At 53.1% G+C, this 13,506-nt stretch carries 14 protein-coding genes; 3 read left to right on the top strand and 11 right to left on the bottom strand.

What is annotated here, in order from left to right; translation table 11 throughout:
* Positions 1-350: 350 nt before the first annotated feature.
* From QZR21_RS01395 to QZR21_RS01345, 11 genes are all read right to left on the bottom strand, one after another.
* Positions 351-656, bottom strand: a complete 306-nt coding sequence (locus QZR21_RS01395) for a hypothetical protein (RefSeq protein ID WP_296097159.1) — start codon at positions 654-656, stop codon at positions 351-353.
* A 292-nt stretch (positions 657-948) separates the two neighbouring features.
* Positions 949-1,947: an ATP-dependent 6-phosphofructokinase gene (locus tag QZR21_RS01390; RefSeq protein WP_296097160.1), complete on the bottom strand. Its 999-nt coding sequence runs from the start codon at positions 1,945-1,947 to the stop codon at positions 949-951.
* Positions 1,948-2,129: 182 nt separating this feature from the next.
* Positions 2,130-2,693 carry a shikimate kinase gene (locus QZR21_RS01385; protein WP_296097162.1) on the bottom strand — a complete coding sequence of 188 codons (564 nt, stop codon included), beginning with the start codon at positions 2,691-2,693 and terminating at the stop codon, positions 2,130-2,132.
* Positions 2,620-3,177 (bottom strand): hypothetical protein, encoded by a 558-nt coding sequence (locus tag QZR21_RS01380; protein ID WP_296097164.1) that lies wholly within the window; start codon positions 3,175-3,177, stop codon positions 2,620-2,622. Before QZR21_RS01380 ends, QZR21_RS01385 begins: the two co-directional genes overlap by 74 nt.
* Positions 3,152-4,561 (bottom strand): PilN domain-containing protein, encoded by a 1,410-nt coding sequence (locus QZR21_RS01375; protein ID WP_296097166.1) that lies wholly within the window; start codon positions 4,559-4,561, stop codon positions 3,152-3,154. Before QZR21_RS01375 ends, QZR21_RS01380 begins: the two co-directional genes overlap by 26 nt.
* A complete protein-coding gene (locus tag QZR21_RS01370; protein ID WP_296097168.1) occupies positions 4,548-4,964 on the bottom strand; it encodes a hypothetical protein in 417 nt (138 codons plus the stop codon). The genes QZR21_RS01375 and QZR21_RS01370 overlap by 14 nt, the downstream gene beginning before the upstream one ends.
* Entirely contained in the window at positions 4,942-5,493 is a 552-nt protein-coding gene (locus QZR21_RS01365) for a hypothetical protein (protein ID WP_296097169.1), read from the bottom strand. Before QZR21_RS01365 ends, QZR21_RS01370 begins: the two co-directional genes overlap by 23 nt.
* On the bottom strand, positions 5,490-5,864 hold the full coding sequence (locus QZR21_RS01360) for a type II secretion system protein (protein ID WP_296097171.1): 375 nt from the start codon (positions 5,862-5,864) through the stop codon (positions 5,490-5,492). The genes QZR21_RS01365 and QZR21_RS01360 overlap by 4 nt, the downstream gene beginning before the upstream one ends.
* A gap of 168 nt (positions 5,865-6,032) precedes the next feature.
* The gene (locus QZR21_RS01355) at positions 6,033-6,506 is read right to left on the bottom strand and encodes a hypothetical protein (protein ID WP_296097173.1); all 474 of its coding nucleotides are present in this window, start codon (positions 6,504-6,506) and stop codon (positions 6,033-6,035) included.
* Complete coding sequence (locus QZR21_RS01350; RefSeq protein WP_296097174.1) at positions 6,448-7,032, bottom strand: A24 family peptidase; 585 nt, start codon at positions 7,030-7,032, stop codon at positions 6,448-6,450. The genes QZR21_RS01355 and QZR21_RS01350 overlap by 59 nt, the downstream gene beginning before the upstream one ends.
* Positions 7,033-7,066: 34 nt before the next feature.
* Entirely contained in the window at positions 7,067-7,459 is a 393-nt protein-coding gene (locus QZR21_RS01345) for a type II secretion system protein (RefSeq protein ID WP_296097176.1), read from the bottom strand.
* A gap of 488 nt (positions 7,460-7,947) precedes the next feature.
* On the opposite strand from QZR21_RS01345, the gene larA reads away from it, so the two are divergent.
* From larA to QZR21_RS01330, 3 genes are all read left to right on the top strand, one after another.
* Entirely contained in the window at positions 7,948-9,249 is a 1,302-nt protein-coding gene (gene larA / locus QZR21_RS01340) for a nickel-dependent lactate racemase (RefSeq protein ID WP_296097178.1), read from the top strand.
* 534 nt (positions 9,250-9,783) lie between these two features.
* A complete protein-coding gene (locus tag QZR21_RS01335; protein ID WP_296973329.1) occupies positions 9,784-11,358 on the top strand; it encodes a phosphoethanolamine transferase in 1,575 nt (524 codons plus the stop codon).
* Positions 11,359-11,829: 471 nt separating this feature from the next.
* Positions 11,830-12,780 carry a magnesium transporter CorA family protein gene (locus QZR21_RS01330; protein WP_296097182.1) on the top strand — a complete coding sequence of 317 codons (951 nt, stop codon included), beginning with the start codon at positions 11,830-11,832 and terminating at the stop codon, positions 12,778-12,780.
* Positions 12,781-13,506 lie beyond the last annotated feature (726 nt).

Below are 13,506 nucleotides of genomic sequence, written 5' to 3'. Positions count from 1 at the left end.
GCGGCGCCTGGGTGGATAATGAACATACGCGCGGACGAAGCCTTGCGCCTTGAGCAGATCGGGCCCTGCGGGCCGTTTCCACCAGCTAACCCCACCCTGGCGGGAGCCCCTGCCCGACTTCGCTGGGAAAGTGTCTCACTGATTTCTCAGTCGCCTGCGGCTCCCTACGAAATCAGTTCGCTTACTTCCCCAAGGAAGGAGCCTCGTGCAGTGTCATTTTCACGTTTTGGGGATAGAGTCATCAGGATTCCAATGGCGGCGCAGCCGCGGGATCTCAACTCTCAAATCTCAAATCTCAACTCTTTCTTTCAGGGCGCAGCCGCGGGACCTCAACTCTCAAATCTCAAATCTCAACTCTTTTCATAGGGATACAGCTTCAGTTCCGCTTCCACGCCGGGATGGGACAGGGCGCGGAGGCGTATGGTGACCGGTTTCTGCAGGAGTGCCGCCACACCGTTTACTTCCGCCTCCCCTGCCTTTGTGCCATCGATGAACCACTGGAGGCTGCCTTCCACATGGGAGATCTTCCCGGTAATCCGGGGCATTTCGTCCTTTTTCATGTGGTATTCTTTTGTTTTCTTTCCATTCACCAGGATCTCCACCTTCGGCGAACGGCCGGTAATTTTCTGAAGAAAGGTCACTTCTTTCTTACCCATGAAATGCGCCTCCTTGGTTAAAAGATAGATTTGAGAATTGAGTGAAGAGAATTGAGGTTCCGCCGATTTGCGGCAAATCAGTGACTAGTTGCCGGGTAATCAGCGGTTATGCCGCAAATGGCCCCTACTCCTGCTTCGCGGGATTTCACCCGAAGAGGGAAGCGGGTTTTACATACGCCACTGATCCTGCCCCAAAATAAAAGAATTGAGCGTTGGGGGAAGAGGATTGCATCCCGGCAGCGGTTTCGCCGCGGAATCCCAATTCTCAAATTCCAACTCTCAACTCTATCTTTTATTCCAGTCCCGTTTCCCGGATATCCCCGTCTTTCTGGGCAGCGCCGAGCATGACGGCCAGGTCATAGAGGTCTTTCCGGAACGGTTCTTTTACCTTTTTCGCTTCTGCATAGGAAAGGACCTGCACCTGACCCCTGTGCATACCTACAAGCGCACCGGTTTCTCCCTGAAGGAGGGCCTCCACCGCCGCAGCGCCCAGAAGGGAACCCAGCATGCCGTCCCGGGCTGTGGGCTGGCCGCCCCGCTGGATGAATCCGAGGATGGTGGTGCAGATATCGATACTGGTCCGCTCTTTCAGCCAGTCTCCCAGAGCCCTGCCATCATCGGCGCCTTCGGCGCAGATGATGATGCTGTTCGTCCGGCCTGCTTCCATCTGCTTCTTGAGGCTCCTTGCCAGCTTTTCCCGGCTGAAGGGGACTTCCGGCACCAGGATATATTCGGCGCCGCAGGCGATGCCTGCATCCAGTGCGATGTTCCCGGCGAACCGGCCCATGACTTCCACGATAGCCGCCCGGTTGTGGGCAGATGCGGTATCCCGGATACGGCTCACCGCCGATACCACCGCATTGACCGCCGTGTCATGGCCTATGGTTTCGTCAGTGCCGTGCATATCATTATCAATGGTGCCGGGAAGTGTCACCGTGGGCATACCGAGGGCCGAAAGCTTTTCCGCTCCCTGGATGGAACCGTCGCCGCCGATGACGATGAGTCCCTCGATGCCCCGATTCCGGAGGATTTCTACGGCTTTTTTCTGGTTTTCCTCTTCAAAGAACGCCTTGCACTGGGCGGTCTTCAGGACCGTGCCGCCCCGGAGGATAATGCCGCTGACGGAAGAGGACTGCATGGGCACCATGTCATCGTCCAGGAGACCGGAGTAGCCCCGGTATACGCCATAAATTTTCTTTCCCCTGTACAGGGCCGTCCGCACGACGCTCCTGAGGGCCGCATTCATGCCCGGCGCATCGCCGCCGCTTGTCAGTACTGCCAGTGTATCCATAGGTATCCCTCCTTAAAATATAGATTTGAGATTTGAGCGAAGAGAATTGAGGTCCCGCCGCTTCACGGCAAATGCACCCCCTCTGTCAGCTTCGCTGACACCTCCCCCGAAGGGGGAGACAAGGTTCCACTGCAAAACCGCTGACCGCCTCCATCTCGGCCTCAACCTCGTTCTTTATCTCTTTATCTTCTTTCTTCCCGGCCCGGCACCCGCCGTTCTGCGAAAGTAATGTGGTGCTGGTCGATGTAGCGGGCGATGAGCAGGGCTGTCTGCTCCGGATGGCAGTTGGTGGTATTGATGACCAGGTCCACCCGGTCTCTCCATTTCGCCCATTTCCGGAGCATCTGCCGCACGTAGCCGTCTACGTCGGAGTAGTCCATGGTAGGCCGCTTTCCGATACGCCGCCGCACCCGTTCTGCCAGCCGGAAGGGCCGGGCGTAGAGGAGGATCATGAGCCCGTATTCCGAAAGGAGATGAAATTTTTCTTCCGTCATGGGGTAATTGCCACCCATGGCAATCACCGCTTCATGGTAATACCGCACGTGGTTAATGACCTGCATTTCCCGTTCCGCAAAGGCTTCGGGCCCCGCTTCTTTATAGATATCGGCGATCTTTTTCCCTGCTTCCCTTTCCATCATCCGGTCTGTATCTGCCAGCTGCCATTCCAGTCCATCAGAGAGGATTTTGGCGGCCCGGCTTTTGCCCGTTCCCATGGGACCGATGAGGACTATATTTCTCTTTTTCATAGGTACCTCGGATTTGGAATGTCCGAATCTCTACTTCATAGGCCAGCCCATTCGGTGACCGTCTCAATTTTTTCAGATTCACGGCATTCCATCTTTCTTTGCCTTTTATTATATCAAAGGTCTGCACGATTTGTGCATAGGTACCGGTTCCGGAAATATGAAAAATATGAAAATCACCGCGGTCCCCTTCCTTCTGTTCTTCCCACACTCCGTCCACCTTGAGGCCCCCTTCTTCCATGGCGGCAGCCAGGGAATCGGCATCGGTGCTCCGGAAGAGGTTCTCCAGGAAAGGCAGGGACGACGGACGACGGGGACCGGCGGCAAACTGGCGGATCCTGTCCGCCTCTGCCGAAAGGGCCCGGGCTTCTTCTTCCTTTTGGGATGCCATATGATGCAGGAAAAAGGCACCGGCAAAGAGGAGAAGGGCCAGGAGGGCGAAGGTCCTCGTATATTTCCGATCATTCAGTACGGCTCTTAGTCTCACTGCCCTTTCCTCCTTCCCCTTTTATGGAAATATGGAAATCGATGAGTCCGGTGGCTGTGTTCTTCTGCTTTTTACCGCCCTGCCAGACTCCCTTCTGCCCCTGGGACAGGGTTTCCTGGAAATGGCGCAGGGCATCGTAGGACTGTGCGGTGCCCCGGATTCCCATGGCTCCCTCTTTTCCCTCAATTTCCGAAATCACAATGCCCGGAGGCAGGGATTCCGCCAGGGACACAAGGCGCCGTTCCCATTTCCCGTCCTGCCGGTCCAGCTCCTTCAGCAGGTCCTGCAAATCCCGTTCCCGTTTTCTGTCCTGCTCTGCCTGCACCATTTCTTCCTTCTGCGGCGCCAGGCGGCGGCTTTCCTCCCTGCGGTTTCCCAGATCCGCCGCCCCTGAAAGGAGCTGTCCTCCAGATGCCAGGAGGCACAGGACGCCGAGAAGGCAGGCCCCCTCCGCCAGTCTGAGATACTTCGTTTCCTCCGACAGGAAGGGCTTCCTCTTCTCCGACAACGGCAGCTCCAGCGCCGCCCTGTCCAGGGCAGGCCACAGGGGCGCCAGGTCCTGCCACAGGGAGGGGCCTTCCCGGAAGGGGGAATCCACAAATGCCAGGGCCTCCGGATTCCCTGCTTCTGCAAGATCTTTCCGGAGCCAATCTTTCCAGAATGTCCTTTCTTCTTCCCCACAGTCCGCCATGGGAAGGAAATAGCTCTTTCCTCCCCCTGCGCCCCAGGTCTCCTTCACGTGGTCCAGGAACAGGGCTGCCTTTCCCTGATCCTCCCTGCGCAGAATCCGGCTTTCCATGATTTTCCCTTTCCGGAAGGTCAGGATGGCCGACCGCCGGCGGCCGTAGAGGGCAAAGCACCCATCTTCCAGGGGCACCGCGGTCACCGGGATGGCAGAGGAAATCTCTTTTCCTCCGTCCCGGGCTCCTTTTTCGAAAAGGGCCAGTGTCTCCTTCGGCACCGCTTCCACATGGACGTCCCACCCTTCAGGGCCGCTGTCCATGATTTCATATCCCAGGGACAGGGGCTCTTCGGTGCGGAACAGCCGGTCCTCCTCCCAGTACATGGTCTCTTCCAGTTCCTCCTTCGTCATGGCGGGATACTTCCTGCGAAGCAGCCGGAGCTTCGGGAAATTCACCAGGAGCACCACATTTTTCCGGGTAAGCCCCTCCGCCTCCAGCCGCCGGAAAGCGGTGGCCACCGCTTCCTCCGTCATGTCCGGAAGGACGGCGGAGCCCTGCCGGAGGAACCGCCCCTCCTGCAGCTCCACGCCATAGAGCCGGCCGGCCAGTACTACACAGACCATGGAGGGATGGCGCCATGTCCGGTATGCCTGCCACAGGGGACTGTCTGCCAGTTTCCGTGTCCAATCAGAAATGTCCATCGCTTATGATATCCTCCACCGTAATGTTCCCGCCTTCCACTGACGGGAGGGCATAACGAATCCGTACCGTCCGCAGGGGCCGGCCATTTCCATCCAGGGCGTCGGATCGGATTTCCCTGTGCCTGTCCACATCTTTAATGACGACATGGACATGGTGCCCATGGGGGTACAGGTCCTTCTCCCAATCCTCCGATGGTTTCCGCGCCGCCCTCGCCAGTCCCGCATTGGCCCCGCTTTCGGCGGCATATACCGACTGCAGTCCCCTTTCGTAGATCCCCAGGGACTCCCGACCCTTTTCCATGTAGAAAAGAAGGCCGCAGGACAGGGTGAGAAGGCTGCTGAGGAACAGGAGAAACACCAGGGCCGTGCTGCCTTTCCGCTTAGAAACTTTTCCCGGTTTCATAGGTTTTTCCTTTCCCGTAAAAATCGGCGTAGGGAATGACGGCGGTCTCGAAATCCAGGGACTCCCGGCCAATGGGGCGGGCCAGGGTAAAAGAAATGGTCACCGGACCGTTATCAGCCTGTTCGAAGAGGTGGCCCCCCTCCGGGTGGCGGAAGACGTACTCCTCCACACTTCCACCCCTATCTCCGGTAATGGGCTGGATTACGTCGTTATAAAGCTGGACCTTCAGCTTCTCCTGGTCCTCGAAGAGCCGGTAGGTGCCGATAGTCCCCTGCCCCGTAGGAGCCCTGTAGTCATACCGGTTCCCATGGACCCCGCCATGGACCATGGACCGCCGGTTGTTCCTGATTTTTTCCACCATGAAATCCATGGCAAAGAGCCCCTGGTTTCCCAGTTTTCCCCGCACCGATGCCAGGATTTCCGCCTTCGCCGCCTGCCCGGCCAGGGGGAACAGGGCCGCCGCCAGGGAAGCCAGGATGAGGAGGGCCAGAAGCGCCTCCAGCAGGAACAGTCCTTTCCGTTTCTTCATGGTCCCTCCTCCACCCAGGTCACCAGGGTCACCCCTTCATCGTTGCCGCAGGTGACGCGGCAGGTGATTTCTTTCATGGATATACTGTCAGTCCCATCGGATACCGTATAATCTGATGGCTTTACTGAAATATCGTAGGTCCTTCCATTCCGTTCTTCCCTGTCTCCCGGCCATGCCCCTTTATGGAAGCGGAGGAAGTACTTGGCCTGCTCCATGGCTTCCTGGGCAATGAAGACTTCGTCCAGTTCCCGCTCCCGGGCTGCCTCCCAGGACAGTGTCTGGTGGAGGACAAAGGTAAGGGCAGAGAGGAGAATCCCTATGGCCGAGAGGGCGCAGAGGGTCCATACCATGACAAATCCCTTCCGTTTCATGGGACCTCCTTTTCCAGCAACGCGCGGAGTCTTGAATCTTGAACGGATCCGCCGCTTCGCGGCAGCCCACTGCCTGGGAAGCGCTGACGCTGTCTGACATCTGACTGTCTGATATCTGCCCTGCGGCAACGCCGCTGAACCTCAGCTCTCAAATCTCAACTCTCTATTTTATCTATAAATCACCCGGACCCGGCCGGTGTACATGGCCACGGTCACCTGGCGCCGGTATCTGTAATCCTTTGTGAGGAGATAGGCGGAATAGGTCTCCCCTTTTCCGGCATAGGTCTTCTTGAAGGCCAGTTCCAGATTTCCCGAGAGCCGGATGGAAGAAGGGAGCCGGCCGGAGGGCTTTATACGGGTCGTGCCCCGGCGGGTATAGTAATAGACTGTACCGTCACTGTCCGGAAGGCAGTAGAAAAAGCAGTCCCGTTCCCCGTCGTTTTTTGCGAGGATTTCCGCCTCCCGTATGGCGGCGGCCAGCGTTTCCGCGGCTATATCCAGTTCCCGCTCCTCCTGCCACCGGAAAAGGGACGGTGCCGCCAGGGCTGCCGAGAGGGACAGGATGAGAAGCACCACCAGCGCTTCAGCCAGCAAGAAGCCAGGCCGTGAGGACAGAGAGTAGTCCCGTCTTTTCCAGTCCATAGGCTGCCACCCCTCCCAGTGCAATAAACGGTCCAAACCGTACTTCCCTGCCAATCCCCGCCCCTCCTGCCAGGGCCGCTGCCCCCAGGGCCAGGGCGGCGGTTACCGAAGAAAGCCATATAAAAAAGAGACAGGAAACCGGAGCCAGCCAGAAGGCGGCGGCGGTGGATAAAAGGATATCCCCTGTCCCCAAAGATTTTCGCGAAATCATATATAAAAGGAAATAAACAAGAAAGCAGAGGGCCGCCGACAGGATACTTGCCGCCACATCCTGCCGGGCCCATGCGGAAATAAGGCCGGTCACCGCCAGAAGCAGGCTCCAGCCATCGGAAATGTAGCCGGTGTCCCAGTCTTCCAGGGCCGCCAGGCCAAGGAGCAGCAGGAAAGGGACAGGAGAAAGAAAGGCCAGTCCCGCCCAAAGGGAAAAGCCGTATGCCGCTGCCGCCGCAGTCCACAGGAAAAGACACGTCTTCCCCTGCCACAGGCGGTCCCAGTTTCTTCCTCCTGCCCCCTCTGCTGTATTCATGGTGTTCTACTCCTGAAAACAAATTAATAAGTTTTTAATTACTAGTAGTAGTTCCTCCAGAAGTTGTCCCTGCTTTTTTACCAAAGGAAGAATAGGTCACATTTTTGAATGTAGCAGTTGCTTCGCCAGTGGTTTTATCAATCGTATACTTTACCGTATCCGGTGGCTGAGGCTCTGACTTCAATAAGTTCTCTGCCACAAGGACCGCTGTGGATTCCGGATAGGTTCCCTTCTTCGTATAGTACACTTCTGCTGCTGTACCGATAGCCGAAAGGTCTGACTGGATCCGCGCTACCTTGGCTTCATCGGTGAAGCCTACGAGATTGGGCATGGCCACCGCCGCCAGGATTCCGATGATTGCAACGACTATAATAAGCTCTAAAAGCATGAAGCCTTTTCTTTTTCTTTTCTTTACATCTTCTTTCATGAGTACACTCTCCCTGTTTTTCACATCGGGTTTCCATTGTGGATTTATGAAATGAATTCAAAGAAATGTCCGAACGGACGAAGCGATCCGGCATAACCAGCTCCTGTTCCTGTCCTCCTTCCCCGGGAGGGGCCGAATCCTGTTGATATCCCCATTCATAGGATATGGTACGCATTTTACGATTTTCTTCCTGCCATGGCCCCCGGGAAAAGGCTTCTCCGTCCGGCAGGGAGAACATTTCCTTAATTATCTTATAAAATAAGATTTAAGTCCAATAGAGAGAAATCATTAAGAATCTGTCTAATTTGCTCATCCGTTATCCAACTGTTTTTCATGTCATGATTTTTTTGAGAAATTATGATTTTTTGGAAATACAGGAAATCCCTGCAGACGTGCTATAATGAAAGATACAAATCCATACAGAATGTGAATTTTTCATTTTTCCGGACTCCTCCCTGGCAGGGCCCGGTGAATAAGGGGGAATTACTATGGCACTCAAGGAATTCGAATTCGGTTTCGGCCACACCACACAGAAAGTGAAACTGCCGGAAGAACACATCCTGGACGTGCTGGAAGGAAATCCTACGCCCGCCTGTGACGTAAAGGAAGCGACCATCCAGTGCATGCGGCATCCTATCGGAAGCAAGCCGCTGCAGGAAGTGGTATCCAAAGGAGACAAGGTCTGCATCGTCTGCGCCGATGTCACCCGTACCTGGAACCATTCAGACCAGTTCGTCATTCACGTGGTGAATGAGCTGAACCTGGCCGGCATCCCGGATGATGACATCTGCATCCTCTTCGCCCAGGGCACCCACCGGGAACAGACCCACGAAGAAGATATCGCCGTGGTAGGCGAAGAGCTGACGAAGCGGGTAAAACTCTACCAGCACCACTGCCTCAATAAGGATGAGCTCGTCCACGTGGGCGATACCTCCCGGGGCACTCCGGTATGGCTGAATAAACACGCCGTAGAAGCGGACAAGGTCATCATCATCGATGGCATCACCACCCACCTCTTTGCAGGCTACGGCGGCGGCCGGAAACTGATTCTCCCAGGAGTGGCCGGCGACGATACCATCCAGATCAACCACTGCCATGCGCTGGGTGAAAAATTCGGCAGCGGCATCAACCCGCAGACCCGTTCCACCCTCCTGGAAAACAACCCCGTATCCGATGATATGCAGGAAGCCTGCGATATGATTAAACCCTGCTTCCTCGTCCATTCCATCGTGAACTCCGAAGGAAAGATCTGCAACATGGTGGGCGGCGACCCCTACAAGGCCTGGCTGGAAGGGACGAAGATCGTCTACCGCATCCAGAAGGTGCCCTTCAAAGCCAAATGCGACGTGGCTTTCGCCTGCGCCGGCGGCTATCCGAAGGACGTTTCCCTGTACCAGGGCTGCAAGTGCTATGATCCCTCCGATGTGGTCACCAAAGAAGGGGGCATCATCATCGCCATCATGGAAGCCAGCGATATCTATGAACCGCCGGCATACCTGGGAAGCTTCAAGTACGACACGGAAGCGGATATGGAAAAGGCCCTGCGCCAGCATTTCACCATTCCCTTCTTCGTGGCTTTCAACCTGTTCTGCATGACCCACCGGTACCACATCATCCTCGTGACGAAGCCGGAAAACTTCGAAGCCATCAAAAAGACAAACCAGACCCCCGTGGCCACGGTGGAAGAAGCCTGGCAGCTGGCCCAGAAAATTCTGGCAGACGAAGGAAAGAAAGACTACACCATCACCGTCATGCCCCACTGCGCCGCCATTGTGCCCTATATGAAATAAGGAAATCAAAAAACGCATCTCCCCTGGGAGGTGCGTTTTTTTTGATAAAAGAAGATTTGAAAATTGAGTGAAGGAAATTGAGGTCCCGCAGCTTCGACGCCAGCAAGACATCAGATGGTCAGACCGTCAGACGTCAGTAAACCAGTCTTTGGAAGCGATCTTATCCGTAATAGCCACTTTGCCCATAGCACCAATTTCCCAATCTCTATCCAATTATTAGTTTACAGTTCCTTTACATATCATGTCCATACGGTGTATTATACAATAGATTATTTTATTACCTAATTCATTCATTAAATAATACACTAGTGGAGAATCATGACTTTAAGCTCTATAAGAAACAAGCAATTTTACCATTTTATACTTTCTGCCCTTATTTTTTTATGTCTGGAATTCATTTTTTCCTGGCTGTTAACCGGTACCATTTCATTCCGATATGAGAGAAAATCTCTCCTATTGTCAGCTGTCTTATCCGCATTGATTTTGAACTTTTACCCCCTCCGAAAGTATAAAATAAGCCTTTGGATTCCGCTTTTGATCGCTGTTTCTTCCCTGGCAATTCGTCCATTATCCGGTGAGTCTGTATCTCCTGCTGAATGCTACCAGTATATTGGATTATTTACCGGTACTTACGGACTGCTATTTCTGATTTATCTATTTCTTCCACAGAACCCTGTTCGAAAAGTTTACCTTTTTCTTAGTCTTTTCCTGTTCCTGATGCCCGCCGGCCTTCTCTGGTTTTACTATTTTGTTTCCGGGAGCTGGCCCCATGCAGATACCATGATGGCTGTACTGCAGACAAATCCAGCTGAGGCATGGAGTTATCTGAAAGACCATTTTCATTGGATTGGAATACTCTGCACCTTATTTGTCCTTGGAGCATTTTATTTTTTCTGCCGCCATCTTCTGGCTGGCGGGTTCCCCATCATATCCAACAGGCATACCCGCTATTTTGCTGCTGCCAGCATATTCCTGTTCCTGTCTTCTGCAATTCTTGTAATACATGCCGCAAAACAAAGCCCCCTGCAACAGCTGGTCAGTGAAACACAGGTCTATGTAAAGAAATATAATGGTTTTGCTGAAAATAAGATAAAGCGGGAGTCTGCGATTAACCAAAATATCCAACCACGCAATACTGAGGAAAAGGGGATTTACGTTCTTGTTATTGGAGAATCCCAGAATCGCCTTTATATGGGTGCCTATGGTTATGATCGCGACACCACGCCCTGGCTTTCCGAGCAATTGGATAATAATCCGGACTTCATCCGTTTCACCCAGGCCTATTCCTGTCATACCCATACAGTGCCTGTCCTGACATATGCCTTGACTGCCAAGAACCAGTACAATTCCCTTTCCTTAGAAAATGCAGTTTCTATTCTGGAAGTTGCCAAAGCTGCCGGTTACCATACAGTCTGGATTTCTAACCAGGTTCAATACAGTGCCTGGGACACTCCAATTACTGTCATTGCATCGGAGGCAGAGCAGCAGAAATGGTTTAACAAGAATGTAGGAGAAACAACAAAAACCAATTTTTATGACGAAAAAGTCATTAATGGCCTGAACAGCATCAAAAAATACGATAAGATGCTCATCGTTGTCCACCTCATGGGAAATCACGGAAGCTATGAAGACCGCTATCCCCATGATTTCCAGAAATTTAACGGGCGAGGAAAAGTAATAGATTCCTATGATAACAGCATCCTGTACAACGATTATGTGGTGTCTAAGATTTATGACACCGTAAAGGGCTTCCCTGATTTCCAGGGTATGGTTTACTTCTCAGATCACACCGATGCCGTTGACCAGGGACTGGCCCATGATGCCAGCAGCTTTGTCTATCCCATGACCTATATTCCCATGTATATGTTCTTTTCTCCCAATTACATCCACCAATACAGCAAAACCTTCCAAACCTTAAAATCTCACAGTGACAGCTGCTTTACCAATGATCTGATTTTCAACACCATGCTTGGCATCATGCACATTCAAACAGATTCCATTGATGAGCCGAATAATGACTTAACGGCAGATACATATGATGCTGATTCTTCTCGTTTCCGTACTCTCTATGGGAAAAAGGAAATCCAACCAATAAAAAGTCCCAAATAACTAACTTTTTATAGATTCAGCAATGCTATGACGCTATAATTTTTACTCTGCCCTCATGCCCTATCAGAAATAAGAAAATCTAAAAACGCATCTCCCCTGGGAGGTGCGTTTTTTTCACGGTACTTACGGTTGGAGTCACTGGGGCGGGGCTTTTAGCTGCCAGCGGCTGGCAATCAGGAAAAATGGTGAGCCTGCGGCGCCATGTGGCTAAGAGACCTGCGAACGTATGGGGCTTTGAGCCTTGAGCTGATCGGGCCCTGCGGTGCCCTGTCATTTGGATGCACCGCACCACCATTCCTCATTCTTGATTAACGTCCGGAGGCACCTTTGCTTACCTGAGGCGGTAGTCCCATTGCCTTTCCCCTTTACAAACTTTACAGTCCCTTCACTTCCCATTTCCTCCCCTTTTCATTGACAGAATCTCCCTTTCTGACTATAGTAAAATGTGAAGAAAAGAAAGGGGGCGGCCGTATGCTTCGCGCTTACAAACATAACGAAAACCATGTACTCTGTGAGGTGCCTTTAGGGCAGCTGGAAAAGGGCTCATGGATTAACTGTGCCGCCCCGGATACGGATGAACTGAACCAGCTGAACCAGCTTACCGGGATCCCCGTGGACTCCCTGCAGACCGCACTGGACCGGGAAGAACGGTCCCACGTGGAGCTGGAAGATGACTACATTTTCGTCGTCGTCAATACGCCGGTGGTCCTGGAGACCGATGCCTACGACGCCCTGCCGCTGGGCATCTTCATTACCCGGCAGTACTTCATCACGGTATGCCTGGAATCGAATGCGGTGATTCAGAAATTCCTCAGCAATTCCTTCGCTTCCTTCCAGACCTACAAGAAGACCCGTTTCCTGTTCCAGATTCTGTCCCAGGCCTCTTCGTCCTTCCTGTTTTTCCTGCAGCAGATCTACAAGCAGACCGACGTCATTGAAAACCAGGTCCGGAAATCCCTGCAGAACAAGGAACTTTTCCGCATGCTGGAACTGCAGAAATCCCTGACCTACTTCAACTTCGCCCTCCACGCCAATGAAAACGTGATGGAACGGCTCATGCGGCTCCGGAACAGTCCCCTCCATTCCCTCCTGAAGATGTACGAGGAAGACGAGGACCTCCTGGAAGATGTAATCATTGAAAATAAGCAGGCATTGGAAATGGCAGAAATCTATACAAACATTCTGATGTCCATGATGGATTCTTTCTCCTCCATCATCTCCAACCGCCTGTCCCAGATCATGAAATTCCTGACTTCCGTCACCATTATCCTGGCCATTCCCACATTGATCTTCAGCCTATGGGGTATCAATGTGCCCGTTCCCTGGGGCGATGCCCCCCTGGGATTCGTGGAAGTCATCCTCATCGGCGTGCTGGTGACCATGATCGCCACCTTCATCCTGTGGAAAAAGGATATGCTGTAAACAATGTAAAAGACCCCGATTTCGGGGTCTTTTTTCGTGGGTACGATTAAAAAGAAAGAATTGAGATTTGAGGTAAGAGAATTGAGGTTCCGCGGCTACGCCGCACTTCTTCAGAATCCCTCTGTCACTGGCGTGACATCCCCCCTTTGAAAAGGGGGACTATCTATCAGCGGCTACGCCGCCGACTTCCAACCTCCCCCATCTATGGGGGGGGTGCCCGCAGAGTGAACATCCTGCATAGGATGTTCAAGTCTGGTCCAATTTGATCGGCCAGCCGATAAAAGGAAAGCGTCTTATTGTGCAGCAAAGACGCCAACTTACGGCTGACTTGCAAGTCCTATGCAGGACTTGCACACTTATTCTGTCCATTAAAGCGCCTTCCTTTTGCGACCAGACAGAGGGGGCTCTCGCTAAAGTTGCTCCCAGGGTTCTCTGTCCCTCCGCCCTTCCGCCTGCAGCAGCGAATCTGCAATACCCTCATAGTCATTCATCTGAGAGATTTCTCCACTCATCGCAGCTGTAGCGATTCCTGACCGCAACGTCGTCCGGCATGCTTCCACCCGAGGGGAAGCGTGTCACTGGATTCTCAGTCGCCTACGGCCCCCTACGAATCCAGTTCCCTTGCCACCGGTCGAAATGACGATTTCGGTTTGATGCCATCGTAATAATGGATTTAAGGAAGCACTGATTAAATCGTTGTCAGATTTCATTCTTGGATTTTTATGC

The organism is uncultured Dialister sp. (genome assembly GCF_900541605.1).
In the GTDB taxonomy this organism is placed as follows: Bacteria; Bacillota; Negativicutes; order Veillonellales; family Dialisteraceae; genus Dialister.
The sequence above is the reverse complement of the archived record's forward strand: the minus strand, read 5'-3'. Positions and strand labels throughout refer to the sequence as shown.

What these genes read in the sequence shown, in the direction of transcription:
- QZR21_RS01390 (WP_296097160.1), bottom strand. Translation starts at nt 1,947, where the DNA reads ATGGATACACTGGCAGTACTGACAAGCGGCGGCGATGCGCCGGGCATG.
- larA (WP_296097178.1), top strand. Translation starts at nt 7,948, where the DNA reads ATGGCACTCAAGGAATTCGAATTCGGTTTCGGCCACACCACACAGAAA.
- QZR21_RS01365 (WP_296097169.1), bottom strand. Translation starts at nt 5,493, where the DNA reads ATGAAGAAACGGAAAGGACTGTTCCTGCTGGAGGCGCTTCTGGCCCTC.
- QZR21_RS01350 (WP_296097174.1), bottom strand. Translation starts at nt 7,032, where the DNA reads ATGAATACAGCAGAGGGGGCAGGAGGAAGAAACTGGGACCGCCTGTGG.
- QZR21_RS01360 (WP_296097171.1), bottom strand. Translation starts at nt 5,864, where the DNA reads ATGAAACGGAAGGGATTTGTCATGGTATGGACCCTCTGCGCCCTCTCG.
- QZR21_RS01395 (WP_296097159.1), bottom strand. Translation starts at nt 656, where the DNA reads ATGGGTAAGAAAGAAGTGACCTTTCTTCAGAAAATTACCGGCCGTTCG.
- QZR21_RS01375 (WP_296097166.1), bottom strand. Translation starts at nt 4,561, where the DNA reads ATGGACATTTCTGATTGGACACGGAAACTGGCAGACAGTCCCCTGTGG.
- QZR21_RS01345 (WP_296097176.1), bottom strand. Translation starts at nt 7,459, where the DNA reads ATGAAAGAAGATGTAAAGAAAAGAAAAAGAAAAGGCTTCATGCTTTTA.
- QZR21_RS01385 (WP_296097162.1), bottom strand. Translation starts at nt 2,693, where the DNA reads ATGAAAAAGAGAAATATAGTCCTCATCGGTCCCATGGGAACGGGCAAA.
- QZR21_RS01370 (WP_296097168.1), bottom strand. Translation starts at nt 4,964, where the DNA reads ATGAAACCGGGAAAAGTTTCTAAGCGGAAAGGCAGCACGGCCCTGGTG.
- QZR21_RS01330 (WP_296097182.1), top strand. Translation starts at nt 11,830, where the DNA reads ATGCTTCGCGCTTACAAACATAACGAAAACCATGTACTCTGTGAGGTG.
- QZR21_RS01355 (WP_296097173.1), bottom strand. Translation starts at nt 6,506, where the DNA reads ATGGACTGGAAAAGACGGGACTACTCTCTGTCCTCACGGCCTGGCTTC.